Here is a 25,139-nt window from a genome sequence, read left to right as displayed (position 1 = left end):
TCCCCATAAAAAATCCCCTCCATTGCAGACAGATCAGTATGCTTTCTTTTTTCTGTCTGCTATGAGGGGATCATATCAATATGAGCTGGGCTCTTCTTTCTTTAACGAAACAAAAGAACAGCTAATATCCCTAGATTAATTATTCCTAAAAGGAAGGAAACGACCGCTATCCCTTTGTTTTTCTGCATAAAATAAAGACCGTTTATAACCAAGATACAGCTGATCAAAGCATCAAATAATCGGAGAGCCATAACGTTAAAATCAACTTCCGACTCAAAAAAGCTAAATATCGATACTGCTATTAAAAAGATTACTGATACTGTGATATAAATCAACCAGTCCCTAGATGCATTGCTCTTTTCAGTTTCTTTTTGAATACTGTTCATGAGTTGTTCAAAACCACCTTATAACAATATTTCCTAAATCTTATAATATGCGCCTAATCATTTTCAATGCATCGTTATAATGATAAAAAAGAGGGGTATTTCTTCCCCCCCTCCTTAATTATCCGCAAATTAATTTTATTGCTTTGCTTTTTGAGTTGTGCTTGATAATAACACAAACTGTTCCGCAACCAATACCAATTGCTAGGTTGATGGCCGCAATTCTTAAGCAAGAAAGAGCACAAGAGCCTCCATTTGCTATATCATATAACCAAGATACAGCCGCTCTGCAGCTCATCATAGTTGATGCTTTTGTTTCTTCCGCAGAATCTTTTGAATCCTTTAAGTACTCTTCTACAGAAACTTCTGTTCCATTATCCAGTTTGACTTTTCCGCCTTCTGTTAAGTTTACATCTTCGACAACTTTACCGGATTGTTTTATTTGTAAATTAAGAAGTTTTTCTGATTCATCAAATATAATGTAAGTTTCAATGGTATCGAATATTTGTTCAGTTTTCAGATCAACAAAATATTGTGCTGATGTTAATCCAGACTCCATATCATCAACAGGAATTGTTACCACAGCCATGCCTTCTTTTACATTTACAATCTCTTCATTTTGTTCATTTGAAAGTCCAAAGAAGCTGTTTTTTGGTTTTTTCACCAACTTGTTTTGTTTGAATTCCTTTGAGGCATAGACAATTTCTTTTGCTTTTTGTTGATCTTCTAATGGTCCCGATGACTCAGGAACCCCTGATTGGCATGACGTACAATTTGTTTTTGCTTTCCCTAAAACATTTGAATTAGCTTTAACACTAGTATTAAAAGAAAAAATCGTTACTAATGTAAGTGTGAAAGCCATTAACAGTGAAAAAAAGCCTTTCTTACCCATCAAATACCTCCCCCTTTTCCATATTTTAGGTGATCACATGAAGATTGTAACTTATTCCCAATTTTAAATCAACAAAAAAACAGATAATTCTATTAAATTTTCAAAAATGTCTCTTTTAAAATAAGCGGACTTTATTTTCACTGTCAAAAAACTGTCTATATGCACTTTCTTTTCGTTCGTAAATACAATCATAGAAAACCCATACATCAGGTGAAATTGCTGAGACATCGGCGTCGGTTTCAAAACAAAAGATCGCAAAAGATAAAATAACACGGATCAAATTGATCATTTCTTACTTTTGTATCACATTTCGTCTGTTTCTTCATTGCCCCATGGTAAGATCTTGTTGATCCATTTAAACAAAAGGATATGAATATGAAAGTATTGGAAGCCAAAAACACTGCTATCAGAGGCAGATAAACGGGCAAAAGAATACAAAGAATTAAGAAGCCAGATGGTCAATCTTAAAAAAGCCTTCAAAGCCGTAGCTGACTTAGATGACAGTGAGTTTTCCGGAAAAGGCGCTGACAACATCAAAGTATTTTATCAAGATCACGCTGATGTGGCTGACAATTGGATTGATCTAATTGATATGAAAATTGCTTTTTTGACAAGCATTTCAGGCGCTTTAGAGGACGCCAGCTTGTCTGACGCATACATAGAAGAATCTTGCTGGAACACGAGCTGGCTAACGCCTGCACCAAGTCAAAATCCATTATGTCTGAACAGAAGAAAGCGTTGAAAAGTATCCTGCTTGATATCAATGATATTCTTCCGCTTGAATTGTTCTCGACAGAAGACTTCAAAGACGAACTTGCAGATGCAGAGGACAAACGTAAAAAAACAGTCGATAAATTAGGAAGCGTGGACGAAGCACTTGTTACTTCAATGTTCATTTCTCTGGCGATTGTCTGATAACCCATCCCATCATTTAGGTGAAGATCAACAACTTTTTTCTTAAAGTGAATATCATAAGTTTTACGTATTTTCCCCATAAAAAATCCCCTCCATTGCAGACAGATCAGTATGCTTTCTTTTTTCTGTCTGCTATGAGGGGATCATATCAGAAAACCGGGGTTTGTTTTTTTATCGGTCATTCACGAGGATATAAGCGGCTTTAACGGGTCCGTGGACGCCGACAACCAAATCCATTTCGATATCGGCCGAGTTGCTCGGTCCAGTAATATAGTTGATGCAGGAAGGAACGGTGACGCCGTCTCTGATCTGCTGTTTCAGTATATCGCTGGCCTGTGTCATTCTCGGCACAATGGAAGATTTCGGGATGATTGCGATATAGGTGGTCGGAAGCAGGCTGACAGAACGGCCGGCATGCTCTGACGCATACAAAACGACGGTGGCTGATTCCGCAAGCGTGATCTCGCTGAATGTGATGCCCACATTCGCTTGTTCCGCTTTTTCAATATTTTTCGCTCCTTGTTCCGCGTCCCATTCCCAAACGGGAATCCCTTCATCCGGCCACTCTTCTGTCATAAGGGTCTGCAAGCCGTACGTTTCAAAGCGGCTGTCCTTCGGAATGATGACAGGCCCTCCTTCAAAGCGGTTCACCTGCGTGCGCAAAGCGTCGTAAAGCCCGGCTGCATCCGTTTCGATCAGTTCGGTATGAATGTTGACGCAGTGGTCTTTGAGCATCGTGACAAGATCGTCTTCCGTACAGCCCGCATGCGTTTGATATTGAGGCTGATACTTCCATCCAGGCAGGGACACGCCTGATTTCCTGCGCTCTCTGCCCAGACTTTCGGCGATCCGGTTTAAAAAGGATTCCTGATGTGTAACCGTCCCTTTCATCATCATTCTTCCCCCTTTTGTTTTTCCCGGTCTTTAAACCAATCTCTGAATCTCGATTTATGCGGCGCCGGGAAGTCCCGTATTGCCGTCCATTCTTTTAACGGCCCCGGCCCTTTTGATATTTTGTCATCTTCCGTAAACGGCGTCATGGCGGCAGGCGCCCATTTCGATCCCATTTTATAAAGGGACGGGGATGATGAGCCGAGCCCGAAGGCTTTCATCGCCAGTTTTTCGCTGATCGGCGCTTTGCCCTCTTTTTCCACGATGTTCTGCCGATGCTTGAGCAGCAGCTCGTGCAGCGGAATTTTAACGGGACATGCTTCCGTACAGGCCGCGCATAAGGAAGATGCGTACGGGAGCTCCTTGTATTCGTCATATCCGCCCAGAAGAGGCGATAAGACGGCGCCGATCGGACCCGAATAGATGGACCCGTACGAGTGTCCGCCGACATGCCGGTACACGGGACAGACGTTGATGCAGGCGGCGCAGCGAATACATTGCAGCACCGATTGGAATTCCGTGCCGAGTATGCGGGAACGCCCGTTGTCCACAACCACGAGGTGGAATTCCTCAGGCCCGTCAGCTTCTCCTTGCTGACGAGGTCCCGTCAGCGCCGTAATGTAACTTGTAAGCCGCTGGCCGACCGCGCTTCTCGTCAGCATGCTGACAAGCACTTCAAACTCAGAAAATGACGGAACGATCCGCTCCATTCCCATCACGGTGATCTGCGTCTTCGGCAGCGCGGACACAAGGCGGCCGTTTCCTTCGTTCGTCACGAGACTGACCGAACCGGTATCCGCGATCGCAAAGTTGCAGCCTGTAATGCCGACATCCGCTTCGAGAAATTTTTTCCGGAGAACGCTGCGCGCGTGCATGACGAGCTCTTCCGGTTTTTCCGTCTGTTTGTATTCGAGTCTCTCTTTAAACACGTCACGGATCTGCTCTTTGTTTTTGTGAAGAGCGGGAGCAACGATATGTGACGGCGGATCGTGATCGTCAATCTGGAGAATGTATTCGCCGAGATCCGTTTCTGTGACTTCACAGCCCTCTTCCTCAAGCACTTCGTTCATATTGATTTCTTCTGTCACCATGGATTTGGATTTTACAATTTTTTTGGCGTTTTTCTGCCGGATGACATCGCGGATATAGGAGGACGCTTCTTCCGCCGTTTCAGCGAAAAAGACGTGTCCGCCTCTGTTGGCGACATTTTCGGCGAGCTGTTCCAAATAGAAATCAAGATTGTCCAGCACATGCTGTCTGATTTCTTCCGCATGGGAACGCCAATCCTCCCAGTTTCCCAATTCTTCGGCCGCCTGAAGCCTTCTTGTCCTGAGCCGTTCCTGAGCTCCGGAGACGGCTCCTCTCATAAACTCATTATCTATTCCTTCTGATACCCGCTCTTTAAAAGCGGCGGTACCGATTTTCATCGCCATGATTTTCCCCCCTTGTTGTTTCTCGTGTTATCTGCTGTTCAGCACTTCGGCGATGTGCATGACTCTGACGTTTTTATCCTTACGGTCAAGACGCCCGCCGATATTCATCAGACAGCCGCAATCCGCTCCGATCAGCACCTCGGCCTCCGTGTCTTCCACGCAGGCGACCTTCTCATCCACCATTTGTTCAGAGATTTGCGCCATTTTCACAGAAAACGTTCCTCCGAATCCGCAGCATTGGTGTTTTCCGGGAAGCGTGGTCAGCTCGAGCCCCTTGACATGGCGCAAAAGCTTCATCGGCTCCTCCGACACGCCGAGCAGCCTCGTCATGTGGCACGATGTATGGACGGTCGCTTTTTTATGCAGCACCGCCCCGACATCCTCCACCCCGAGAACGTTGACGATAAAATCCGTTAACTCATATGTTTTGTCCGCAAGCTGCTGCGCTTTTGCCGCCCACTTCGGATCGTCCTGAAACAGATGCGGATATTCACGGAACATCGTCGTACAGGAACCTGACGGACTGACAACGTACTCCGCTTCTTCAAACGCGGCAATCATCCGCTTCATCGCTTTTTTCGCATCCGTCACATACCCGCTGTTGTATGCGGGCTGCCCGCAGCAAATCTGCCCCTCGGGAAAATCCACCTCACAGCCGAGCCGTTCCAGCACTTCAACCGTCGCCTTTCCGACATTGGTCTGGAACATATCCACAAGGCACGTGACAAATAATGAGACTTTCATGATGAACCCCTCTTTCATCCTCAATATGTGATCCGGTCATCTGATGACCTGTTTTTGGGAAAGCTCTATGAATATCCTACACTATTCTGAATATGGATTGGAAGGTTTTTCTGAAAAATCCTTTCGCCCGATGCGCCGAAGGGGACAAAAAAAGAGAAGCCCGAAAGCTCCTCATGCTGCTCTACCCCCCGTTTTCCAGCAGACGTCCCAGTTTTTGCACACCCTCTTTTATCGCAGCTTTACCGGCATAACTGAACGACAGGCGAAGATATTCCGCACCGTCTTCCTGATGCAGAAAAAAATATTTTCCGGGGACATAGGAAACGCCGTGAGACAGAGCCTGCGCCAGCAGTGCGGATGTATCCGCCCCAGGCGCTTTCACCCATACAAAGTAACCGCCTTCAGGCACGTGCCAGGATGCGGATTCCGGAAGATATCGCGCTAATGCGGCGAGCAAAACGTCACGTTTGCTTCGATATGCTTCCCGCAAGGCGGCGAGCCGTTCTTCCACATTCGTTTGTTCCAGATAGACGGCGGTCACCGCTTGGGAAAACGGGTGGCCTAAGTCTTTTTTTAACCATGACAATGCCGTGATGAATGCGGCGTCCCCTGCAATCCAGCCGATCCTCATACCCGGGGCGATGACTTTTGATAATGAACCGGCGTACAGCACCCGGCCGTTTTGATCCATGGCTTTCAAGGGCGGCGGAATATCGGTGAATCCGAGCTCGCCGTATGCATCATCCTCCAAGATGAGAAAATCATACGCTTCGGCAAGCTGAAGCAGGCGGGTTCTCCGCTTCGCTGACATTACGGTTCCCGCAGGATTCTGAAAAGCGGGTATCGTGTAGAGAAGACGGGGAAGCAGAAGCCCTTTTCGTTTTCTTTCCTCAAGCATGAACGCTAATGTTTCTGTTTGCAGGCCCTCTTGATCTGTCGGAATGCTCATGATATGCGGTGTGTAATTTTTAAAAATCTCGAGCGCTTCCATGTAGACCGGAGCTTCAACGGCAGCGGCGGTTTGTTCATCGAGGAAAACCCGTGCAGCCAGATCTATCGCCTGACAGGCGCCTGACGTCACGAGCAGCTCATCGTCCCGACAGTGAATGCCGCGGATGGCTACCCGTTCTTGAATCTGCTTTTTTAAAACGGCCGTCCTCGGGCTTCCCATATAATGCAGCGGCAGATCGCGCTCCTCATCCAGAAGGCGGGCGGCGGCTTCTTTCAGCTCCTTATCAGGAACGAGAGCGGGATCGGGATAGCCGGAATGCAGGGGGATGCACGCTTTCGGAACTGCCGGCATCCATTCCCCGGGAGGATCGTTTGTCAGAGCTTTCTTTACATGATCAGAAAAAAAAGATTCGGCCTGCATGTGATGTTATCCCCTTTCACAAGTCAGCTTCTATACATTTTCTTCAAAATAAGCCCCCAGCACGTCTTCCACATTCGTCAGGTGCGCCGTCATCGCGGCTTCCGCTTCATCCGCGTCTTTGGCGGCGACGGCGCTGTAAATGCGTTCATGCTCTTCATACAATCGCTGCACGCTCGTTCGTTTAGAAAACAGCCAAATTTTTCTCGTTTCTCTCATTGTTTCCAAAAGGAGCGCGGAGACATGATTCATGAGATGCTTGAGCAGCCCGTTTTGTGATGCTTCCGCCAGCGCCATGTGAAAGGAGAAATCCGCTTTTTCGCCCAATTCTTCGTCTCCGTCAATGTCTTTCATCTCCAGGAGAGCTTGGCGGATTTTTTGTAAATCGTCTTCGGTGCGTTTTTCAGCGGCCATGGCAGCGACGCCGAGTTCAAGCAGCTTTCTGACTTCGAGCAGCTGTTTGACGTCCTCTTTTTTCATCAAGAGGGCGGAAGAAAGCGGCTGGGAAACATGAGACGGCTCAAATTCTCTTATGTATGTGCCTTCTCCCTGCTTCATGTCGACGAGCCCCATCGCTTTCAAAGCCGACAGCGCTTCTCTGACCGCCGAGCGGCTGACCTGAAAACTCTCAGAAAGCGCCTGAACGGAATCAAGCTTTTCCCCCGGCTTAAGCTCGCCCGCTTTTATCTTCTCCAGCAATGCGTCAGCGACTTCCTCGTAGATTTTTTTCGTTTTAATTTGTTTATATTTCAACGCGATCACCCCGTCACTTGTGAATCTTGATGTTTATCGTCTATTATACTTCTTTTTTCGCACCGCCGACAGGTTCAGACAATTTGTTCAAGAAAAGTATTGTACTTTCAAAACTTTCAAAATATAATGCTAATTAACCCGGTCATCAGATGACCTTATCATAAAAAGTAATCGCTTACATGACATAAGGAGGGGTTTTTTAGGGATGCAATGGACACAGGGGTACGCTCCTTTAGGGGGAAATTTGCTTTTATCGGCAGCTTGCGCGCTCGTTCCGATTATCTTCTTTTTTTGGGCGCTTGCGGTGAAACGGATGAAGGGGTACATAGCGGGGCTTTTAACGTTAGCCGTTTCACTTTTAATCGCCGTATTTGTTTACGGCATGCCGGCGGAAAAAGCGGTGATGTCCGCTTCTCAGGGAGCGGTGTACGGGCTGCTTCCGATCGGCTGGATTATCGTCACATCGGTCTTTCTGTATAAAATCACCGTAAAAACGGGACAGTTTGAGATTATCCGGAGTTCGGTGCTCTCAATTACAGATGACCGGCGTTTGCAGGCGCTGCTCATCGCCTTTTCATTCGGGGCGTTTTTAGAAGGCGCCGCCGGTTTCGGCGCTCCCGTCGCGATCTCGGCCGCTTTGCTCGTCGGACTTGGTTTTCAGCCGCTGTATGCGGCGGGAATTTGCCTGATTGCCAATACGGCGCCCGTTGCCTTCGGCGCGATCGGCATTCCGATTACCGCCGTCGAAGGTCCGACCGGGATACCGGCAATGGAAATTTCTCAAATGGTCGGCCGGCAGCTTCCGTTTTTATCCGTCTTTATTCCGCTGTACTTAATCATTTTGATGAGCGGGTTTAAAAAGGCTTTTGAGATATGGCCGGCCATTCTTGTTTCCGGCGTCTCCTTTGCGGCCGTGCAGTACGCAAGCTCGAATTTTTTAGGGCCTGAGCTTCCGGATGTGCTGTCGGCGCTTGTTTCCATGGCCGCGCTCGCTCTGTTTTTGAAATTTTGGAAACCGAAAACGGCCTTTCGTTTCGCGGCAGAACGGGAATCAGCAGCGGCCGCTGACCGGGCGCCGATCAAGTACGGGGGCGCCGCGGTGTTTAAAGCGTGGTCTCCTTTCCTTCTTCTGACGGCCATGATATCCGTTTGGGGGATTCCCGGCGTGAAGGCTGCCTTAACCGGTCATTACGAAGGAACGTCAATGTGGCTTTCCTGGCTGAATGCAGCCGGGCGTGCATTGACCTTCACGCCTCCCGTCCCATTTGTAAATCAGCAGATTCTTCAGGCGGACGGCACGCCGATTGAAGCCGTGTACAAACTTGAGCTTTTCGGTTCAGCGGGGACGGCGATTCTGATTGCCGCCGTCATCTCCAAGTTCGCCCTCGGCATGTCGTGGAAGACATGGGGCGAAGCGTTTATAGAAACGGTGAAAGAGTTAACGCTTCCGGTCGTGACCATTGTTTCTGTTGTCGGCTTTGCTTATGTGACGAATGCTTCCGGCATGAGCACGACACTCGGTCTTGCGCTTGCCATGACGGGCGCGATGTTTACCTTTTTTTCGCCGGTGCTCGGCTGGCTCGGCGTATTTATTACCGGCTCTGATACGTCGGCCAATCTGTTGTTCGGCGGATTGCAAAAGGTGACGGCGCTCTCTGTCGGGATGGACCCGGTTCTCTCCGTTGCCGCCAATTCATCAGGCGGTGTCACCGGAAAAATGATTTCTCCGCAATCCATTGCGGTTGCCTGTGCCGCTGTCGGTCTGGCTGGCAAGGAGGCCGACCTTTTCCGCTTTACGATTAAGCACAGTCTGTTTTTGCTTCTGCTCGTCTGTCTCATTACATTTTTACAGCATCATCTGTTTTCATGGATGATCCCGTAACACGGAGAACCTCCCCGGGGTTTGGCTCGGGGAGGTTTCAGCTGTACCGTTTTCTCGCCGATGACGGCGGAATATTTAATTGGTCACGGTATTTGGCGACGGTGCGCCTTGAGATTCGGATGTCATATTGTTCATGCAGCAGATCGGCAAGCTTTTGATCTGAAAAAGGTTTCTTTTTATCTTCTTTACCGACCAATGCCTCCAGATGCGCTTTTACGGCATAATTGGAGGCGCCGCCGTCCCCCGACGATTCAGCTTTCGCCGAGAAAAATGTTTTCATTTCATACAGTCCGTACGGCGTCTGAACGTACTTCCCTTTGATGGCCCGGCTGATCGTTGATTCGTGGAGCTCCAGCGTTTCCGCCACCTCTCTTAAGGTCAGCGGCTGCATTCCGCTTTTTCCTGTGAGAAAAAAGGATTCCTGCCGTTCAGTCAGGACGCCGATAATTCTCGTGATCGTTTGTTTTCTTTGCGACAAAGCCCGGTTCAGCCAGCGCCATTCCTGATATTTTGCCGACAAATAATTTTTCGTGTCACGGCACCCGGCAGCTGACAGCAGCGGCTGATAATGGGTATGAAGCTGGATATCAGGAAACGAACGGCTGTTGAGCCGCGCTTGAATGATGCCGTTTTTCACTGTGATAAAAATATCCGGTTCCACGTAAAAACCCGGCTCCTCATGCGCATAACGGAGCCCCGGCCTCGGATCAAGCGCGCTGATCATGTCAGCGATGTCCTGAATGTCTTTAAGCGGAATGCCCGTTTTCATTGTAAGCGCTTTCCAGTTCTTTCTTGCAAATAGCTCAAAATAGGCGTCGGCAATCCATTCCGCCTGTTCGTTCCGCTCGGGAAGACGGCGGAGCTGAAGAAGGATGCATTCCTGCAAAGACCTGGCGCCGATTCCCGCGGGCTCAAGGGATTGAAGCTTTTTCAGAACCGCTTCCGTCTCCTCTTGTGAAGCGGATACATGGTCGGCGGCAGCTGGTATGTCCTCTTTTAAATATCCGTTTGAGTCCAATGAATGTATCAGATAATTGAAAATCTTTTTCTCATCATCGGACAGCTTCATATCTAAGGCTTGTTGTTTGAGCGAATCCTGCAGCGTTTTGCGGGTAAGTCTGATCTGCTGGCTTCCGTCCCGTTCTTTCATCCTGTTTTTATTTGTTTTATGGTAAGATAGTGGCGGCGTGTCTGTTTCCTTTCGTTCAATCAGAGGGTTTTCCAGTGAGAGCTCATCAATATATCCGGCCAGTTCCGCGGAATTGTATCCGAGTAATGTGATAGCCTGTTTAAGCTCTTGCGTTAATTGAGGCTTTAACATTTGTGTTTGCTGAAGTTTGATATCCATCATGCTCACTCCCCTTTTTTCATTGTACATGATTGGTTTCATACCGTATATACTTATTAAAAGGAGTTGCTTTATAGATGTCAGAACTTTTTTCTGTTCCTTATTTTATTGAAAACTTTACACAGCACATTGAAATGAATCCGAATGAAGACCGAATTCATGCGATGAACAGCTATTACCGCTCCGTCGTCTCAACCCTTGTTCAGGATCAGCTGACGAAAAACTCGGTTGTGCTCAAAAGAATTCAGCATTTGGATGAGGCGTACAACAAAGTAAAACGTGGAGAAACAAAATAAACCTTCCGCTCATTCAAAGCGGAAGGTTTTCCTTCGTGCCGGCGGTTTCCCCGATCAGACGGACATCCGGCGCTTCGTGCATCCAGGTGTAATAATAGTTGGCGTTTTTCCCGTATGAATTATCAATAACGGTATTCGGTTTCCCGAGAAGCGAGGACAGAATGTGGCCGTGAAGCCTTGACGTTTCCACCGATTCGTACCTGCTGAAAAACAGGACCGATTTCTTCGTTAAGAAATCGGAATAGCGTTTCCAAAACCGCGCAATCGGCAGCGGGTTTCCCGCTTTTTTATTCAAAACATTCAGCGTTTGGAAAAAAGCGATTCCCCTGCGGTCGCTTGCTGACAGCACATCCTGCCAGTCGCAGCTTTTAACGGAAGAATTGTTTTGCAGCTTCGGATTGATTTCCCCATCCGTGCGGATAAAATGAAGCCTGCCGCGTGACGGAGCCGCTGACGCCGCCATCGGATACAGCTGATGGGCCATATCAGGCATAAGCCCGATATGATTCGCCGAAAAGAAGTGTTTTGCAGTTTCGTATGACACATGATCTCTCGTAAACAGGTGGAGATCCTTGTGCTCCGCAAAAAGCGCCGATGTCTTCTCAAGCCGTGTCTCATCCTGATAATAGATGGATTGCGGCAGGATGACGATCCTGTTTTCCGGAAAGGATTTGACGATTTTTTCCCTGAACGTCTGATAGTACGGATAGAGATCCCCGAAATTTCCGCCACCCTGACAGACGATGATCGTCTTTTTGTCCGCCCGGCGCCCGAATGGAAAATTGTCGGGATTCCAGCGCTGTCTGACGCGGATGCCGTGCGCTTTAAAAAACGCCTCCGTCCCTTTCATAATCAATAAATCCCCTACATTTCCGTAGAGGGGATAGTCGGCATATATGATGTCAGATTGCGGCGGTATAACGCTGAGCAGACCCGTCAGCGTCTCTTTTAATCGGCTCATAACATGGCGGCTGTCCATGTTTTCTCCCCTTTCGTTTCAAACAGTTGCGCAAGTGCGTCAATGACACGCTGCTGCTCCTCAGAAGACAAGTCAGACCCGGACGGCAGACAGATACCCCGGCTGAAAAGGTTCTCAGAGACCCGCTCATGTTCGCTGTGTGGATAAAAGACAGAAGATGAGAAAAGCGGCTGCGTATGCAGCGGTTTCCACAGCGGCCGGGCCTCAATGTTCTGTTCCGCAAGACAGGCGACGGCTTCTTCCGGCGTCACGCCGTTATCAAGCGTCAGAGCCGTCAGCCAGCGGTTTGAAACCGTTCCTTCAAGCTCCGGCATCATGCGGATGCCCGGATATGTTTCCAGCGCTTCCCGATACCTGTGAAAGATTTCTCTCCTCGCCCGGACGCGATCTTCGAGCACTTCCAGCTGCGATATCCCCACACCCGCGAGAATGTTGCTGAGCCTGTAGTTATACCCGAGCTCGCTGTGCTGGTAATGAACGGCGGCATCTCTCGCCTGGGACGCAAGAAACTTCGCCTTTTCAATCGCGGCTTCATCGTCAGACACGAGCATGCCGCCTCCCGATGTTGTAATGATTTTGTTGCCGTTAAAGGAATAAATGCCGAAACGGCCGAACGTGCCGCTCTGCCTGCCTTTATATGTTGATCCTAAGGACTCGGCAGCGTCTTCAATCAGACAGACGCCGTATGCGTCACAAAGGCTCATTAATTCATCCATTTTCGCGCTTTGGCCGTAAAGATTGACGGCGATCACCGCTTTCGGGAGTCTGCCGCGCCGCTTTGCATCCCGCAGCGCCCGCTCAAGCGCATCGGGCGACATATTCCAGGTCTCCCATTCCGAATCAATAAAAACGGGCTCAGCCTGCTCATACACAATCGGATTCGCCGTGGCGACAAACGTAAAGGAAGGACAAAATACAGCGTCTCCTTTTTTCACACCCGCAAGCCGCAGGGCAAGATGGATGGCGGCCGTTCCCGAGCTTACGGCCGCCGCGCTTTTCACTCCCGCATATTCCGCGAGCCGCGCTTCAAACGAATTGACGAGCGGACCGAGCGGGGCAATCCAATTGGAACGGAAGGCTTCTGCGATGTATTCCTGTTCTTTTCCGCTCATATGAGGCGGAGACAAATAAATCCGTTTGTTTGTTTGCATGAAATCATCCTTTTTCATTATGGATAGGGGAGATGACGCGGGCCGGAACGCCGACCGCCGTCACATGGCCGGGAATCCGGCTGATGACCGCAGCCCCCGCACCGATAACGGACCAAGGGCCGATGTCAATCTGCGGTATGACGGACGCTCCGATTCCGATGTGCGTTCCTTCCCCGACTTTCACTCCGCCGGCAAGCGCCGCGCGCGGTGAAAGATGGACGTAATCTCCGATTGCATTGTCATGATCGGCAACCGCCCCCGTATTGATGATGCAATGGGCGCCGATGTCAGCGCCCGCCTGAATGACGGCGCCCGCCATCACAACCGTTCCGTGTCCGACGGAAGCCGTTTCACTGACGATCGCCCCGGGGTGAATGAGTGCGGCATAATCGTCATCTTCAAGCCCAAGCGTTTCAGCGAACTGCTTTCTGACGCCGTTGCGGCCGATGCATATCGTGAATACGGCCTCGGGGACGAGTTTCCGAAGCATGGGCACGTCTTTCGTCCGGCCCGTATATAAACCGTTCCGAACGGCAAAACCGCTGAATCCGTCATCCAATACGCCCGCAAGCTCCATATCGGAACGGGCCTGCACGATTTCCTTCACGACTTTTCCGTGTCCGCCGTTTCCGATCAGCACGACCTTTTTCACGATGACATATCTCCGCTGCCTGTGAAGCGCTTTGCCGTCACATGGCCGGCTTGATGTATGCCTTCTGACACGAGAACTTTTTTCACTGTTAAAAGCAGAATCTTTAAGTCGAGAAGAAATGTGCGGTTGTCGACGTACCACACGTCGAGCTTGAATTTTTCCTCCCATGAAATCGCGTTTCTCCCGTTAATCTGCGCCCAGCCCGTAATCCCCGGCTTCACCTCGTGGCGCCGCGCCTGCTCCGCCGTGTAAAGCGGCAGATAATCCATCAGCAAAGGGCGGGGGCCGACAAGACTGATATCTCCTTTGAGCACATTAAAAAGCTGGGGAAGCTCATCGATGCTCAGTTTTCTGATCAGCCTTCCCGTTTTGGTCAGACGGAGATGATCCGGAAGCAGCACACCGTTTTCATCACGCGCATCCGTCATCGTTCTGAGTTTATACAACGTAAACGGACGCCCGTTATGCCCCGGTCTCGTCTGTTTGAACAATACCGGAGACCCGATGGCGCATCTGACGGCTGCCATGGCGAAGAGAAGGATGACGCTCGCGCCGCACAATAACAACACCGCGGCCGCTATATCAAATACACGTTTCGCCTTCAAATCTGAACAGCTCCTTTCACTTTTCGGCATTTCTGTAAAGCAAGCCGCCTTTCTTCTTTCGTACAAATGAAGAAAAAAGCGAATGCGGCATAGCTCATGCATACGGCAAGCCCGGCGGCGATCAGACCGGCCCAGCTGTCAAGCGGTGAAAACAGCCGGATACCCCGGCAGACAGCCCAGGCAAATACGGCCGCCGCCAACGGGCCGAACATTCCTTTGTAAAACGCGGTTTTCTGAAAACCGGTAATATGCGAAACATACAGCGGCGTGAAGACGGCATTTTTCAAAATGAGAGAGACTGCACCGGCGATGGTGATGCCGTACAGCCCGAGATGTGCCGGTCCGCTGAGAACCACGGCCAATATGACATTCAGTCCGCCTAAACATAAAGTAACGACGGCGGGCGTTTTTTGTTTATTAAAAGCCGTCCATACGTAAAAAAGCGGCATGACAGAGAGACTGACCGCCAAATACGCGGCGTGAATGTATAAAAGCGGCGCCGTCTGCACAAACGACGGGCCCAGCCAAATCGCCAGAAACGGTTCGGCAAGCCCTCCTAATAATGCGGCGGGAAGCGCGAGCAGAAGCCCGTTCATCCGCACAGCCTTATTGGCGTAAGACAGGAGACCTTCCATATCCCCTTTTGAGTAATAGGAAGTCAAAACCGGCGCAAACAGGGAAGCAAGCGTCCCGGCAAGACTTCTGAGCAGGAGCGGGAATTGAATAATCGCCGCATAGACACCCGCCTCAGACGGCCCCAGCACGAGGTTGGCCGTCATGAGGTCAATCTGCAGAAACAGCAGCACGCCGATCTGGTTGACAGAGCTCCAGGCACCGGCCGAAAACAGCACTTTGCTCGTCTGTAATGACAAGGTTTTACGGCTGAAAGAAAACCACGGAATCAATTTCTTAAAGAAGAAAAAAGTCAGCACGGCCGCACAGACGGCTCCCGCTAATGCCGAAAGCTGGATCTGCCAGATTTTCGGCGGCAGGCACGTAAACAGAGCGAGCACACACAGCACCCTGACCAGCATTTGCACGGCCTGAATGGAGCTTGTGATATAAAGCTTGTTGGCAAAAAACGGCCCCGTCGCGAAACCCGCCATAAAAAACGTCAGCATAAACAGCACGCTGCCGATCACGATAGAGAGCCTCACATCCGTTAAGAGCCCGGCCGGCACATTCATAATCTTGTCAATAAAAAAAGCCGTCCCGGCGAGCGGCACAGCGAGCAATAGAGATATCACGACAGACGCGGCTAAATAATTGCTTACATACGCATTGGCCTCATCCCTGTTCCCCCTGTGGGCGGCGACGGAGAAAAACCTCACAACGACAGAGCTCAGCGCAACGGTAATAATAGAGAAATAGTTAATGATATTCTGTGTCAGATGGACAAACCCAAAAGCCTCCACACCTAATGTTTTCACAATAAAGGGCGTCATCCACACTGATAAAAACACCGATAGTAAAAACGCCGTCACATTGGCGCCGAAATTAATGGCAAATTTCATGCTCCCGCCGCACTGCCTTTCTCTTTCGTTTTCCGTTCAAAAAACGCATGCAGAAGAAGAGGAAGGCGCATTTTGCACAGACCGAGCACCACGCGCTCCCCCGCCAGCAGCTGTTTATGGCGGCACGGCGTCCTGCGCACCGCCGTTTTTACCATGTCATACGTTAAGATTCTGCCGATGTGCGCCGTAATCTGATGTGACGGCTGCGGGGCGGCGCATGCGTTGGCGATCAGCATCGGAATCTGATGCTTGCACAAATATGTATCGATATCGCTCCGGCAGGCGTCCGTCAGCCCGTTTTCCTCATAAAAAGCCATTTTCGCTTTATATTGCTTTTGCAGTTCGTGATCTAAGTGGGGCTTAAACGGTGTTTCTGTAAGACTTTGCGGATTTTCCCGGTAGATATACAGCCCTTCGTCTATCACTTTGATACGCGCGGCTTGGCGGAACGCTGCCAAATTAAACGGAGAGTCTTCGGCAAACAGGATATCTTCATGGAACAACAGCCCTTGCAATGCTTCTCTCCGGTATATATAGCGCCACACATACCAAATAAACCGATGTTCGTGCGCGCGGGTCAGCAATGCAGTCATTTCATCCGCTGTGAAGACGCGGCCCGGCGGAAGGGACGGCGGCATATATGTTCTTTTCTTAGACGGCGTTTCCTTATAATAGCCGCATCCGGCGATATCCAGCCGGTTCTTCTCCGCTTCTTCATAAAGCCGCTCGAACATCGTTTCCGTCACATAGTCATCGCCGTCCACAAAACCGATATAACGGCCGCGGGCGGCTTTTATTCCGGCATTGCGGGCCGAGCTGAGGCCGCCGTTTTCTTTATGAATCACCCGGATTCTCGCATCTTCTGCGGCGAATTGTTCAGCAATCCGGCCTGACCGATCCGGTGAACCGTCATTGACGAAAATGATTTCGATGTCTCTCAGCGTCTGTTTTGTTAAAGAAACCGCGCATTTTTTCATAAAAGGCTCTGTCTTATACATCGGCACGATCACGCTCACAAGCGGCGCGGTCATTGAGCATCACCGCTGATTTTCGAGCGCAGCCCGGCAAAATAAACACTGCGCAAAGAACCGCCTTCCTCATGCTTGCCGCTGAGCAGCCGGTTTACGGCGGCCGTTACAGCTTCAGGGTCTGGACGTTCAAGCAATGTCATGTTCGGTATGTTTTTCAGCCATTGATAGCCTTCCATCACCTTATGATCAAACGAACGAATGACGACACAAGGCGTTTTCGTCAGCGCACAAAAAATCATCCCGTGAAGCCTGTCAGTGACGACGGCTTCCGCGCCTTTCAGCGTATTCCAAAGCGCCTCCAGCTCCTTTTCACGCGTATGGCGGCTGACCCTCCGGCCGACCGTCGTCGTAAAGGAATACAGCTCTCCGTACTCTTTTGCCAAAGCTTCTTTTACCATCGTTCTGTCCTCAGCCGTCAGCGCACTCTCCTTATCCTCCCGTAAACAGAGGTAGATCCCTTCCCGCGGGATGCGCCGCTCGCTTTTATCCAAATATAAGACCATGTCAGGCTGTTTGAGCACTGTTTTTCCGGGAAAATGACGCTTCATCCATTGATACGTCGTCTCATCTCTCGCCATTAACAAAAGGTCGGGATGCGCATTGTACACTTTTCGGGCGCGCTTCAGTTCCTTCCGTCCCTTTTTTGATTCAGAAAAGTGAGCCGTCGCCGGAAGCTGAACGATCCGATATTGCCGGAATGTTTTTATGATAAAGCGGCGCGTCCATTCCTCATATCGGTACAAATCCCCCATGTTCCCTCCGCCGATGATGAATACCATATCATCGGGGTGGCGCTTTTTGATCAGCGCTTTTGCGGATCTGTATATATCCTTCATATCCACCTCGACAATGTCAAAATCGGGATACTCCCGTTCAAGAAACGTTTTGCTTGCGTAGGCGATGGCGTGATCGCCGAGATTATCGTGGGACGGGAGCAGCGTCAGAATGATCTTTTTTCTTGCCGCTGTAAGCCCCGCCCCATCCGCTGCTGTTCCGAAATGAAACTGGGACGGGTATTTGACCTTAAGCAACAGCCATTCCGCGAGATTGATTTTTAAAGATTGTATCGACATGTCTTCACCCTCTGATTTTCATTTTGTACTCGATTGCCCGCTGATACGCGGCTGATGCCAGCGACACGAACGGAATCAGCTTCAGCTTCGCCAAAAGCAGAAGGCATGAGCGTTTGGCGTCAAACGGCGCCGTTCCGGTTTTGGAAAGGCTCAGGCGAAACACGGGATCAGCGCATATCCGGCTGATATTCTTCCACTTCTCAGAAAACCGGCCGCCGTTATTCCGCTTCCATTCATTCAGCAGGCAGACTGTTCCGTGCTGAACGATGAAAAAATCCAGCTCCTGCCGGTATTCCTGTAAGCAGCCGTTTTCACGCAAAAAAGCCTCGTTCAGCCGATAGAGAACGAGACCTGAGTCAAACAGCTTTTTCTGATAGCTTTGCACAATGGAAGTCAAGTGAATCCGATAATGATAGAGCGGCTGATCCACGTACGAGACCGCACCTGCGAAAACATGCGCCCGGAGGCTGAAGTACTGATCCTCCACGTGCTCCAGCTCATCACGAAGCGGAAAGCGCAGCTGATGATGCTCGATCATGGTTCTTTTGTACAGCTTGTTCCATGAAAAACCGCTGACTCTTCCTTCAAATAAATCTTTCAGGTACAGTTGTTTCGGGCGCCCCGCGTACACTGAAGCGATTGTTGAAACGGCGGTTTTCCCCGTATCCGCAAACTCGGCCGCATATTCGCAAATCACTAGATCAGCCTGATCAGCCTTCGCTTTTTCATACATGCGCAGGCAATAATCAGGTTCAACCCAGTCGTCCGCATCAATAAAAGCGATAAATTCGCCGCGCGCTGCCTCGATCCCCTTGTTGCGGACCGCGCCGAGCCCACGGTTTTGCTGATGAATGACCCGGATTCTCTCATCCCGCTTCTGATAGGTTTCAAGAATCGCCGGGCTTTGATCCGTTGACCCGTCATTAACGGCCACGATTTCGATATTGGCGAGCGACTGATTGAGCAATGAATCTAAGCATCTTTCTAAATAAGTTTCCGTATTATACACAGCAATTAATAAACTGACCGCGGGTGTTTCCATATAAACCTCCAATATCCATTACCGGGAAAAAATCGTTCTGTACGGAAGCACAGACGAATCGACCGGCATAAGCAAGTAACTGTAAAGAAAATAACAGACAATAATGGCGATATAAATCAGCGCATTTGATTTTTCATCAAAAATTCTCACAAAATAAGGGATCAAGATCATTTGGTACAGGCCGAAATATATATTAAACCGGGCGAAAATAACATCCTTTGTCGCCAAAAGACCGAAGAGCAGGCCGAGCAGACAGAAATTCACGATGACATCAATGTCAGGCCAGAGCTTCCGCAGCCGCTCCCGATAGCAGAAAGCCAAAAACAGCGGCAGAAGCAGCACCGCGATTTTTACGACGTTCATCCCATTCGTATTGGTCATCAGCCATTTCTCATAATGGCCGTACGAGCTGTTTTCCAGCACGACGACAAACAGCGAAATGAACTTCTGATACAGAAACGTCATAAGAAGAAACAATGCCGACAGTCCGAAAATCGCGGGCGACCAGGCTTTTTTTCTGACGAGAAAATAAACCGGAATCATAATCAGCGCTGAGGAATGAAAAAGCGAACACAGCAGCACGATTGACATATAACGCTTCCAGCTTCCGCTGATCACGTAGCGGACTGCCCAAAACAAAACGGCCGCCACCATATACTGCCTGATCCCGTTAAAGGAAGCGTAATAGTGATACGTGCCCAAAAACAAAAACACACTCAGCTCAAACGGACGGCCGAACTCAACGAGCCCCTTTAAAATAAAGCTGCACGTCACGACCGCCACGGTGAAATACATGATTTGCGGATCTTTCGTGATAAAATTCATGAGCCAGATGAGAGCCGTAAACCCCGGATCAACGGCTGCTTTTTTCGCTCCGAACCCGAAGATCTCCCAAATGCTGCCGTAATTTCCCGCCAGCTTGTACATCAGCGCGTACGTCTGAAAATCCGTCCCGACTCTGTAGCGCAAACCGGAGACCAATACGAGCGAAAGCAGCGGAACGATCATGACGAGCTGATTCGGCCGGTATCCGGTCGAAAGCGATTGATCACGCCCGCCGCACATTTTCGCGAACCATGACCAAATATACACAATTCCCATATTGACTACGTATACAATCATTCGTTACTGTTCCTTTTTCCAATTCATATTGTAAAGCTTCATAACAGCCCCCGCATTTTCTTCCGCGTCATATCCCTGCCGTCTGAGGGTTTCTTTAATGCGCGCCCCGTCAGGCTTTGCCGCCTCTGCTGCCCGTAAAACCGCGGATGCCCATTGTCCGGGCGGTTCTTTGAGGCTGAGCCTTTTGACCAGCCCGAGCCCGGCATCGGCTTCTTCCGTTATGCCGTCTGATATCACGCACGGCACCCCGGAGGCCTGCGCTTCAACGAGCGTGACGGGCAGCCCTTCATAAAGAGACGGCATGACAAATACATCCAGCGTTTTCAGCAGGGCATGAACGCGGTCTTCTATGCCGATAAAACGCACATCATCATCAAGCCCCAGCTTCGCCGCCAGATTTTCCATGTCGGTGCGAAGCGGACCGTCTCCGGCGAGAATCAGCTGTAAACCGATGCCCCGCTCTTTCATATCAGCGGCCAGCCGGAGCAGAAATTCGTGGTTTTTTTCTTCTGTAAAGCGGCCGATATGGCCGATCACCAAACGGCCGCCTGCAATGCCCCGCTTCCTTTTTTCAGCTTCTGTGTCCGCGCACCCGCCGGCAAATAAGTCGAGATCAATGCCGTTCGGCAAAAGATGCACGTCTTTTTCTTTCCCGAATAAGAAACGGCCCGCGTCTTCTCCGCAGGCGCACAGTGCCGTGGCGTTTGCCGTGATCAGCCGTCTGAAAACAAACAGCTGCATCCCGGCAAGCCGCGACGCCCGCCCCCGCCACGACGTACTGTGCGAATGGCAGATCCGCACCGGGACGCCGGCTAAACGAGCGGCAAGCGCGATGAATCCCGACTGAAAATCGGTATGGGCGTGCACGGCGGCAAACGGGCCTTTTTCCTGAATCACCCGCTTGACCTGTTTTACAAATGTAATCGGGTTTGTGCTGCCGATGCTCGGCACATAAAAAAGCCGTCCGCCGAGAGCGAGAATTTCCTCATCATAAGCGCACGGATCGTTCCTATGGGTTAAAAAATCAAACTGCACCTTCGTTCTGTCCATCTTCCGGTATAAATTCATCATCATCGTTTCTGCGCCGCCCCTGTTCATCCCGCTGAAGATGTGCAGCACCCGCATCGGTTTGTCAGTCATGTTCGGCAAGCCCTTCTTTTTGGCGGATGTCCCTGTTTTTATGATAACGGTTCATGACCGCGGGCGGCGTAATGGCGCGGATGAGCGGCTTTGCGATATACGCGTAATGGGAAAGCGGCAGCTTCAGCCGTCTGCATGCCTGAAAAACGAGGACCGCGTTATCAATGGAATACGTAAACGATCTCCTTTTAAACGCATCACTGTCCTCTCTGACTTTATACAGCGTTTCTTGAAGATTGTACCCCCGGAAACCCGCTTCAAAAAAGCGCAGCCACAAATCGATATCCTCCATCCGCCGCGTCCGCCTGACTGACCGGTAGCCGCCAAGCGCTTTGTACGCTTCAGCCCGCATCATAATGGTGCCGTGGCAGAATGGTGTGCCTTTCGCCATAATTCCCGGTTTCGGCACGGGCGGCAAAAGCCGGGCGCCCCTTACGCCGAATTCGTCAAATACGAGCATGCCCGTGCCTACGACTTGATAGTGGGCGTGCTTGTTTAAGAAAGCGGCCTGTTTTTCCAGTCTCCTCGGGTTGGAGATGTCATCACCGTCCTGCCTGGCGATATAATCCCCCGTTGCGTATGTCAGACAGCGGTTCAGCGAAGCGGCAAGCCGTTGATTTGTCTTATTTTGAAGCAGCGTAATCCGGTCGCCGTAATGATCCGCGTAACGGCGCGCAATCTGATACGTTCCGTCAGTTGACGCGTCATCACACATAATCAGTTCCCAATTCTTATAAGATTGGCTCAGGATGGATTCAATACTCTCCGCTAAAGTCTCTTCGCAATTATAAATTCCCATGATGACGGAAATTTTCGGTTGTGCTCCTGCATTCATACGCTTTTCTCCTTTTTATCCATATAACCGGCGTAAATGTGCGCCATTTCCTTTACCGTACGTGTTTCCGAAAAACATTCCGCCGTGCTGCGCCCTTTTTGCCCCATTGCTTTTCGCAGACACGGGGAGCGGTACAGCTTTTCAATCCGATCGGCAAATGCCGCGCTGTCTCCGACCGGCACGAGAAAACCGTTCACGCCGTCTTCGATGATCTCACGGTGTCCCCTGTTGTCCGCGGCAACGGCCGGCTTTTCGGCAGCCATTCCTTCAAGCAGATTCATGCCGAGTCCTTCGCGGATGCTTGAGGCGACAGACAGATCGGCAAGCTGAATCAGTTCATGAATATCGCGGCAAAAACCGTAAAACCGCACCATGTCGGATACACCGAGTGATTCAGCCTTTTTTCTGTACGGCTCTTCCATCGCGCCTTCTCCGGCAAATACGAGTTTCAGCTCCGGGATACGGTTCTTCAGCAGTGCCGCAGTCTCAATGAGAAGTCCCTGGTTTTTATTGCCGTTTAATTCAGCGGGGTATACGAGAATAAATTCCCCGGCGCCGAAGCCGTGTTTTTCTCTCAGACGTTCACTCTCTTCCCGGCTCACAGGGCGAAACCTGTCTGTATTCACCCCGATGCCGTGTATTTTTTTCGCGCCGCAAGCTGTTTTTTTCATTTGCTTGGCCCGTTTGTAATCCTCTTCATTAATCGTAATTAAACAATCCGTGTAAGAAGAAAGAAATTTTTCGATCGGGTAATAAAGAAGCCAGTTTTTCAAGGGCGCTCCGTCGCAGAAGTGAAAGCCATGCGCGGTGTACAGCACCTTTGTCCCTTTTTGGCGCGCTTGTCTCGCCGCAAGGCGTGCGAGCACGCCGCCGACCGGCGTATGGCAGTGAATCATGTCGTATCCGTTGTCCTGAATGAGCCGTTTCAGCCGCCTGTAAACAGAAAGATTTTCGGGATGAAACGGCGAGCGCCGGATCGGAATGGAAAACTTTTCATCAACGAACGGAAGATTCATATTGCCGCCTGCCGCGACGTGCACCTCCCAGCCCATATCCTGAAACCATTGAAAATACGGAAGATGAAAGGCTTTAAAATGATAATCGACAGTGGCGCAGAATAATACTTTTTTCGTCATCTTTCTGTCCTCCCATCACACGCCTGCGGCCGCTTCTTCATGTACTGATTCGATCGCCTCAAACAGCCTTTTTCTCAGCTCTTCTTCAGGCAGACGGCTGAATTCCTCCATAAAACGGATGAGCACGGCCCAATTCCCGTCCACCGCTTTCCCGATATGGATTTTCGGAAAAATCTGCTCCGTATGTACTTCATTATGATTCAGCAATTCTTCATACATCTTTTCTCCCGGGCGGATGCCGGAGAATTCGATGGGAATCTGTTCTGTCGTATAGCCTGATAAATGAATCAGGTTTTTGGCCAGATCGACGATTTTGACGGGTTCTCCCATATCCAGAACGAAAATCTGCCGCCCTTTTGCAAGCGCCCCCGCCTGAATGACGAGTCTTGACGCTTCGGGAATCGTCATAAAATATCTTGTCATCGCCGGGTGTGTGACGGTGACGGGTCCGCCTTTTTCAATCTGCTTTTTGAAAATCGGAATGACGCTGCCGCGGCTTCCGAGCACATTTCCGAAACGGACGGCGGCGAATTTGGTGCGGCTGACCTTTCCGAGGTTCATGATGACCATTTCCGCAAACCGTTTCGTCGCGCCCATGACATTGGCCGGATTGACCGCTTTGTCAGAAGAAATCAGCACGAATGTTTCCGTTCCGCACATGTCGGCGGCTTCGGCGACATTTTTCGTGCCGATGATGTTGTTTTTAACGGCTTCTTCCGGATTATGTTCCATTAACGGCACATGTTTATGGGCAGCCGCATGATAGACGACGTGCGGCTCGTATTTTTTCATCAAAGCAAAGATTTTATCTCTGTCCTGAATATCGGCGATCTCCGCGTGAAAGAGCACCTCTTTGCCGAAGCGTGCGGACAGCTCGGTATGTACGGAATGAATGCTGTTCTCCCCGTGGCCGAGAAGGACGATTTCCCGCGGAAGAAACGCGCTGATCTGGCGGCAGATCTCAGAACCGATTGAGCCGCCGGCGCCCGTGACCAGAATCGTTTTTCCCTTGATGCTGTCAGAAATTTTGCTCGTATCAAGGGTGACCGGCTTTCTGCCGAGGAGATCTTCGGCTTTTACATCTCTGATGTGTCCGGCAGCCTGCGTTCCGAGCAGGATCTCGTCAAATTGCGGCATGATTTTAATATGGGCGCCCGTCTGCACACATTCTTTGTATAACGTCTGAAGCTCATGGGTGCAAAGAGACGGAATGGCAATGATAATATGGTGGATTCTCAGCCTCTGCACCGCCGGCATAATGCTTTCTTTTCCGCCGATGACGGGCAGGCCCATGATTTCGAGCTTATGCTTCGTCTGATCATCATCAATAAAAGCCACAGGCATGATTCCGAGATCGTTTTTCTGGGTAAGCTGACGGACGAGCAGCGTCCCCCCCGCACCTGCGCCGATGATCAGCGCCCTGGAAGAGTCATTTTGCTTCCTGCCGATCGTTTCTTTCAGCACCCGTGAAATCATCCGGCTTCCTCCGATGAACAATAGCTGAACCATCCAGCTGACGGCCAACAGCCGGAACAAAATCGTGTGGAACACCCCGTATTGGACGGCGGCTGTCACAGCTGCGGACAGCGTGATCCCCTTCAGCAGATCAAGCAGCTCGCCTATTCCCGTGTACGTCCATACCTGCTTATACTGGTGAAACATAAAAGCGCATACATGATGGCTGATCAGCATGCTCACGGCAGTCAGCAGCAACGCTCCGGAGTCATAAAAGTGATAAGAATCCTCAAAAAATTGATATCCTATAACAACGGAAAGTAAAACGAGATACGTATCCAATGCAAAAATCATTGAAAGTCTTCTCCGGTAAGTCAATCTTTCCCCTCCTCATTTATCGGTTTAGCTGATACGGTTTTCGTAAAAACAGACATAACAGCTAAGCCGATAACAATGCATCATCTTAAGATAAAATTGGGCATTTAACCCGTCCTCACA

The 25,139-nt window shown here is 50.0% G+C and carries 23 protein-coding genes and 1 pseudogene; 3 read left to right on the top strand and 21 right to left on the bottom strand.

From position 1 onward, the window contains the following. Nucleotides 1-101 precede the first annotated feature (101 nt). Nucleotides 102-386 (bottom strand): hypothetical protein, encoded by a 285-nt coding sequence (locus G9F50_RS03025; protein WP_045208953.1) that lies wholly within the window; start codon nucleotides 384-386, stop codon nucleotides 102-104. A gap of 118 nt (nucleotides 387-504) precedes the next feature. Then, nucleotides 505-1,275 carry a putative immunity/bacteriocin fusion bifunctional protein gene (locus G9F50_RS03020; RefSeq protein WP_060562544.1) on the bottom strand — a complete coding sequence of 257 codons (771 nt, stop codon included), beginning with the start codon at nucleotides 1,273-1,275 and terminating at the stop codon, nucleotides 505-507. Nucleotides 1,276-1,675: 400 nt separating this feature from the next. Between G9F50_RS03020 and G9F50_RS03015 the strand changes: the two are divergent. After that, nucleotides 1,676-2,160 (top strand): annotated as a pseudogene (locus tag G9F50_RS03015) (T7SS effector LXG polymorphic toxin); the annotation flags it as partial. 201 nt (nucleotides 2,161-2,361) lie between these two features. On the opposite strand, the gene G9F50_RS03010 reads toward G9F50_RS03015, so the two are convergent. The 5 genes from G9F50_RS03010 to lutR all read right to left on the bottom strand — a co-directional run bounded on the left by G9F50_RS03010 (nucleotide 2,362) and on the right by lutR (nucleotide 7,380). Next, nucleotides 2,362-3,084 carry a LutC/YkgG family protein gene (locus tag G9F50_RS03010; protein ID WP_060562542.1) on the bottom strand — a complete coding sequence of 241 codons (723 nt, stop codon included), beginning with the start codon at nucleotides 3,082-3,084 and terminating at the stop codon, nucleotides 2,362-2,364. Then, nucleotides 3,084-4,514 carry a LutB/LldF family L-lactate oxidation iron-sulfur protein gene (locus tag G9F50_RS03005; protein WP_007407375.1) on the bottom strand — a complete coding sequence of 477 codons (1,431 nt, stop codon included), beginning with the start codon at nucleotides 4,512-4,514 and terminating at the stop codon, nucleotides 3,084-3,086. Before G9F50_RS03005 ends, G9F50_RS03010 begins: the two co-directional genes overlap by 1 nt. 27 nt (nucleotides 4,515-4,541) lie before the next feature. Continuing rightward, entirely contained in the window at nucleotides 4,542-5,258 is a 717-nt protein-coding gene (locus tag G9F50_RS03000; protein WP_060562541.1) for a (Fe-S)-binding protein, read from the bottom strand. A gap of 181 nt (nucleotides 5,259-5,439) precedes the next feature. Continuing rightward, entirely contained in the window at nucleotides 5,440-6,630 is a 1,191-nt protein-coding gene (locus G9F50_RS02995; protein ID WP_060562540.1) for an aminotransferase-like domain-containing protein, read from the bottom strand. A 30-nt stretch (nucleotides 6,631-6,660) separates the two neighbouring features. After that, complete coding sequence (gene lutR / locus G9F50_RS02990; RefSeq protein ID WP_007407377.1) at nucleotides 6,661-7,380, bottom strand: L-lactate utilization/bacilysin biosynthesis transcriptional regulator LutR; 720 nt, start codon at nucleotides 7,378-7,380, stop codon at nucleotides 6,661-6,663. Between the two features lie 205 nt (nucleotides 7,381-7,585). Here lutR and lutP point away from each other — a divergent pair, with 205 nt between their 5' ends. Further along, nucleotides 7,586-9,262 carry an L-lactate permease LutP gene (gene lutP / locus G9F50_RS02985; protein ID WP_015240628.1) on the top strand — a complete coding sequence of 559 codons (1,677 nt, stop codon included), beginning with the start codon at nucleotides 7,586-7,588 and terminating at the stop codon, nucleotides 9,260-9,262. Between the two features lie 37 nt (nucleotides 9,263-9,299). On the opposite strand, the gene rpoN is transcribed toward lutP, so the two are convergent. Continuing rightward, nucleotides 9,300-10,610: an RNA polymerase factor sigma-54 gene (gene rpoN / locus G9F50_RS02980; protein WP_260397955.1), complete on the bottom strand. Its 1,311-nt coding sequence runs from the start codon at nucleotides 10,608-10,610 to the stop codon at nucleotides 9,300-9,302. A gap of 77 nt (nucleotides 10,611-10,687) precedes the next feature. Here rpoN and yvfG point away from each other — a divergent pair, with 77 nt between their 5' ends. After that, nucleotides 10,688-10,906 carry a protein YvfG gene (gene yvfG, locus G9F50_RS02975; RefSeq protein ID WP_003151570.1) on the top strand — a complete coding sequence of 73 codons (219 nt, stop codon included), beginning with the start codon at nucleotides 10,688-10,690 and terminating at the stop codon, nucleotides 10,904-10,906. 13 nt (nucleotides 10,907-10,919) lie between these two features. On the opposite strand, the gene G9F50_RS02970 is transcribed toward yvfG, so the two are convergent. Genes G9F50_RS02970 through G9F50_RS02910 form a run of 13 tightly spaced genes read right to left on the bottom strand, consistent with a single transcriptional unit; the run spans nucleotide 10,920 to nucleotide 25,019 of the window. Beyond that, complete coding sequence (locus G9F50_RS02970) at nucleotides 10,920-11,885, bottom strand: polysaccharide pyruvyl transferase family protein (RefSeq protein WP_012118503.1); 966 nt, start codon at nucleotides 11,883-11,885, stop codon at nucleotides 10,920-10,922. Further along, nucleotides 11,864-13,036 carry a DegT/DnrJ/EryC1/StrS family aminotransferase gene (locus tag G9F50_RS02965; RefSeq protein ID WP_060562539.1) on the bottom strand — a complete coding sequence of 391 codons (1,173 nt, stop codon included), beginning with the start codon at nucleotides 13,034-13,036 and terminating at the stop codon, nucleotides 11,864-11,866. Before G9F50_RS02965 ends, G9F50_RS02970 begins: the two co-directional genes overlap by 22 nt. 4 nt (nucleotides 13,037-13,040) lie before the next feature. Further along, nucleotides 13,041-13,688 (bottom strand): acetyltransferase, encoded by a 648-nt coding sequence (locus tag G9F50_RS02960; protein ID WP_015240631.1) that lies wholly within the window; start codon nucleotides 13,686-13,688, stop codon nucleotides 13,041-13,043. Further along, nucleotides 13,685-14,293 (bottom strand): sugar transferase, encoded by a 609-nt coding sequence (locus tag G9F50_RS02955; RefSeq protein WP_007407383.1) that lies wholly within the window; start codon nucleotides 14,291-14,293, stop codon nucleotides 13,685-13,687. The genes G9F50_RS02960 and G9F50_RS02955 overlap by 4 nt, the downstream gene beginning before the upstream one ends. Next, complete coding sequence (locus G9F50_RS02950; RefSeq protein ID WP_012118506.1) at nucleotides 14,290-15,807, bottom strand: MATE family efflux transporter; 1,518 nt, start codon at nucleotides 15,805-15,807, stop codon at nucleotides 14,290-14,292. Before G9F50_RS02950 ends, G9F50_RS02955 begins: the two co-directional genes overlap by 4 nt. After that, nucleotides 15,804-16,838 carry a glycosyltransferase gene (locus G9F50_RS02945; protein ID WP_060562538.1) on the bottom strand — a complete coding sequence of 345 codons (1,035 nt, stop codon included), beginning with the start codon at nucleotides 16,836-16,838 and terminating at the stop codon, nucleotides 15,804-15,806. The genes G9F50_RS02950 and G9F50_RS02945 overlap by 4 nt, the downstream gene beginning before the upstream one ends. Continuing rightward, nucleotides 16,835-17,911 carry a polysaccharide pyruvyl transferase family protein gene (locus tag G9F50_RS02940; RefSeq protein ID WP_060562537.1) on the bottom strand — a complete coding sequence of 359 codons (1,077 nt, stop codon included), beginning with the start codon at nucleotides 17,909-17,911 and terminating at the stop codon, nucleotides 16,835-16,837. Before G9F50_RS02940 ends, G9F50_RS02945 begins: the two co-directional genes overlap by 4 nt. A 4-nt stretch (nucleotides 17,912-17,915) precedes the next feature. Next, a complete protein-coding gene (locus G9F50_RS02935) occupies nucleotides 17,916-18,953 on the bottom strand; it encodes a glycosyltransferase family 2 protein (RefSeq protein WP_060562536.1) in 1,038 nt (345 codons plus the stop codon). Between the two features lie 18 nt (nucleotides 18,954-18,971). After that, nucleotides 18,972-20,075: a biofilm exopolysaccharide biosynthesis protein EpsG gene (gene epsG / locus G9F50_RS02930; RefSeq protein WP_032867035.1), complete on the bottom strand. Its 1,104-nt coding sequence runs from the start codon at nucleotides 20,073-20,075 to the stop codon at nucleotides 18,972-18,974. A gap of 3 nt (nucleotides 20,076-20,078) precedes the next feature. Further along, a complete protein-coding gene (locus G9F50_RS02925) occupies nucleotides 20,079-21,215 on the bottom strand; it encodes a glycosyltransferase family 1 protein (RefSeq protein ID WP_060562535.1) in 1,137 nt (378 codons plus the stop codon). After that, on the bottom strand, nucleotides 21,208-22,050 hold the full coding sequence (epsE, locus tag G9F50_RS02920) for a glycosyltransferase EpsE (protein WP_060562534.1): 843 nt from the start codon (nucleotides 22,048-22,050) through the stop codon (nucleotides 21,208-21,210). The genes G9F50_RS02925 and epsE overlap by 8 nt, the downstream gene beginning before the upstream one ends. Next, on the bottom strand, nucleotides 22,047-23,186 hold the full coding sequence (locus G9F50_RS02915; protein WP_060562533.1) for a glycosyltransferase family 4 protein: 1,140 nt from the start codon (nucleotides 23,184-23,186) through the stop codon (nucleotides 22,047-22,049). The genes epsE and G9F50_RS02915 overlap by 4 nt, the downstream gene beginning before the upstream one ends. A 15-nt stretch (nucleotides 23,187-23,201) precedes the next feature. Next, entirely contained in the window at nucleotides 23,202-25,019 is a 1,818-nt protein-coding gene (locus G9F50_RS02910; protein WP_172587004.1) for a polysaccharide biosynthesis protein, read from the bottom strand. Nucleotides 25,020-25,139: the final 120 nt, after the last annotated feature.

It is taken from the genome of Bacillus sp. EKM206B, from assembly GCF_011066015.1.
Lineage (GTDB): Bacteria > Bacillota > Bacilli > Bacillales > Bacillaceae > Bacillus > Bacillus velezensis.
Note: the sequence above shows the minus strand (reverse complement) of the source record. Positions and strands in the feature narration are given on the sequence as shown.

What these genes read in the sequence shown, in the direction of transcription:
- G9F50_RS02935 (WP_060562536.1), bottom strand. Translation starts at nt 18,953, where the DNA reads ATGGAAACACCCGCGGTCAGTTTATTAATTGCTGTGTATAATACGGAA.
- G9F50_RS02915 (WP_060562533.1), bottom strand. Translation starts at nt 23,186, where the DNA reads ATGACGAAAAAAGTATTATTCTGCGCCACTGTCGATTATCATTTTAAA.
- G9F50_RS03010 (WP_060562542.1), bottom strand. Translation starts at nt 3,084, where the DNA reads ATGATGAAAGGGACGGTTACACATCAGGAATCCTTTTTAAACCGGATC.
- G9F50_RS02995 (WP_060562540.1), bottom strand. Translation starts at nt 6,630, where the DNA reads ATGCAGGCCGAATCTTTTTTTTCTGATCATGTAAAGAAAGCTCTGACA.
- G9F50_RS02965 (WP_060562539.1), bottom strand. Translation starts at nt 13,036, where the DNA reads ATGCAAACAAACAAACGGATTTATTTGTCTCCGCCTCATATGAGCGGA.
- yvfG (WP_003151570.1), top strand. Translation starts at nt 10,688, where the DNA reads ATGTCAGAACTTTTTTCTGTTCCTTATTTTATTGAAAACTTTACACAG.
- G9F50_RS02950 (WP_012118506.1), bottom strand. Translation starts at nt 15,807, where the DNA reads ATGAAATTTGCCATTAATTTCGGCGCCAATGTGACGGCGTTTTTACTA.
- epsE (WP_060562534.1), bottom strand. Translation starts at nt 22,050, where the DNA reads ATGAATGCAGGAGCACAACCGAAAATTTCCGTCATCATGGGAATTTAT.
- rpoN (WP_260397955.1), bottom strand. Translation starts at nt 10,610, where the DNA reads ATGGATATCAAACTTCAGCAAACACAAATGTTAAAGCCTCAATTAACG.
- G9F50_RS02940 (WP_060562537.1), bottom strand. Translation starts at nt 17,911, where the DNA reads ATGTCGATACAATCTTTAAAAATCAATCTCGCGGAATGGCTGTTGCTT.
- G9F50_RS03005 (WP_007407375.1), bottom strand. Translation starts at nt 4,514, where the DNA reads ATGGCGATGAAAATCGGTACCGCCGCTTTTAAAGAGCGGGTATCAGAA.
- G9F50_RS02925 (WP_060562535.1), bottom strand. Translation starts at nt 21,215, where the DNA reads ATGACTGACAAACCGATGCGGGTGCTGCACATCTTCAGCGGGATGAAC.
- epsG (WP_032867035.1), bottom strand. Translation starts at nt 20,075, where the DNA reads ATGATTGTATACGTAGTCAATATGGGAATTGTGTATATTTGGTCATGG.
- G9F50_RS03025 (WP_045208953.1), bottom strand. Translation starts at nt 386, where the DNA reads ATGAACAGTATTCAAAAAGAAACTGAAAAGAGCAATGCATCTAGGGAC.
- lutP (WP_015240628.1), top strand. Translation starts at nt 7,586, where the DNA reads ATGCAATGGACACAGGGGTACGCTCCTTTAGGGGGAAATTTGCTTTTA.
- G9F50_RS03000 (WP_060562541.1), bottom strand. Translation starts at nt 5,258, where the DNA reads ATGAAAGTCTCATTATTTGTCACGTGCCTTGTGGATATGTTCCAGACC.
- G9F50_RS02970 (WP_012118503.1), bottom strand. Translation starts at nt 11,885, where the DNA reads ATGGACAGCCGCCATGTTATGAGCCGATTAAAAGAGACGCTGACGGGT.
- G9F50_RS02945 (WP_060562538.1), bottom strand. Translation starts at nt 16,838, where the DNA reads ATGACCGCGCCGCTTGTGAGCGTGATCGTGCCGATGTATAAGACAGAG.
- G9F50_RS03020 (WP_060562544.1), bottom strand. Translation starts at nt 1,275, where the DNA reads ATGGGTAAGAAAGGCTTTTTTTCACTGTTAATGGCTTTCACACTTACA.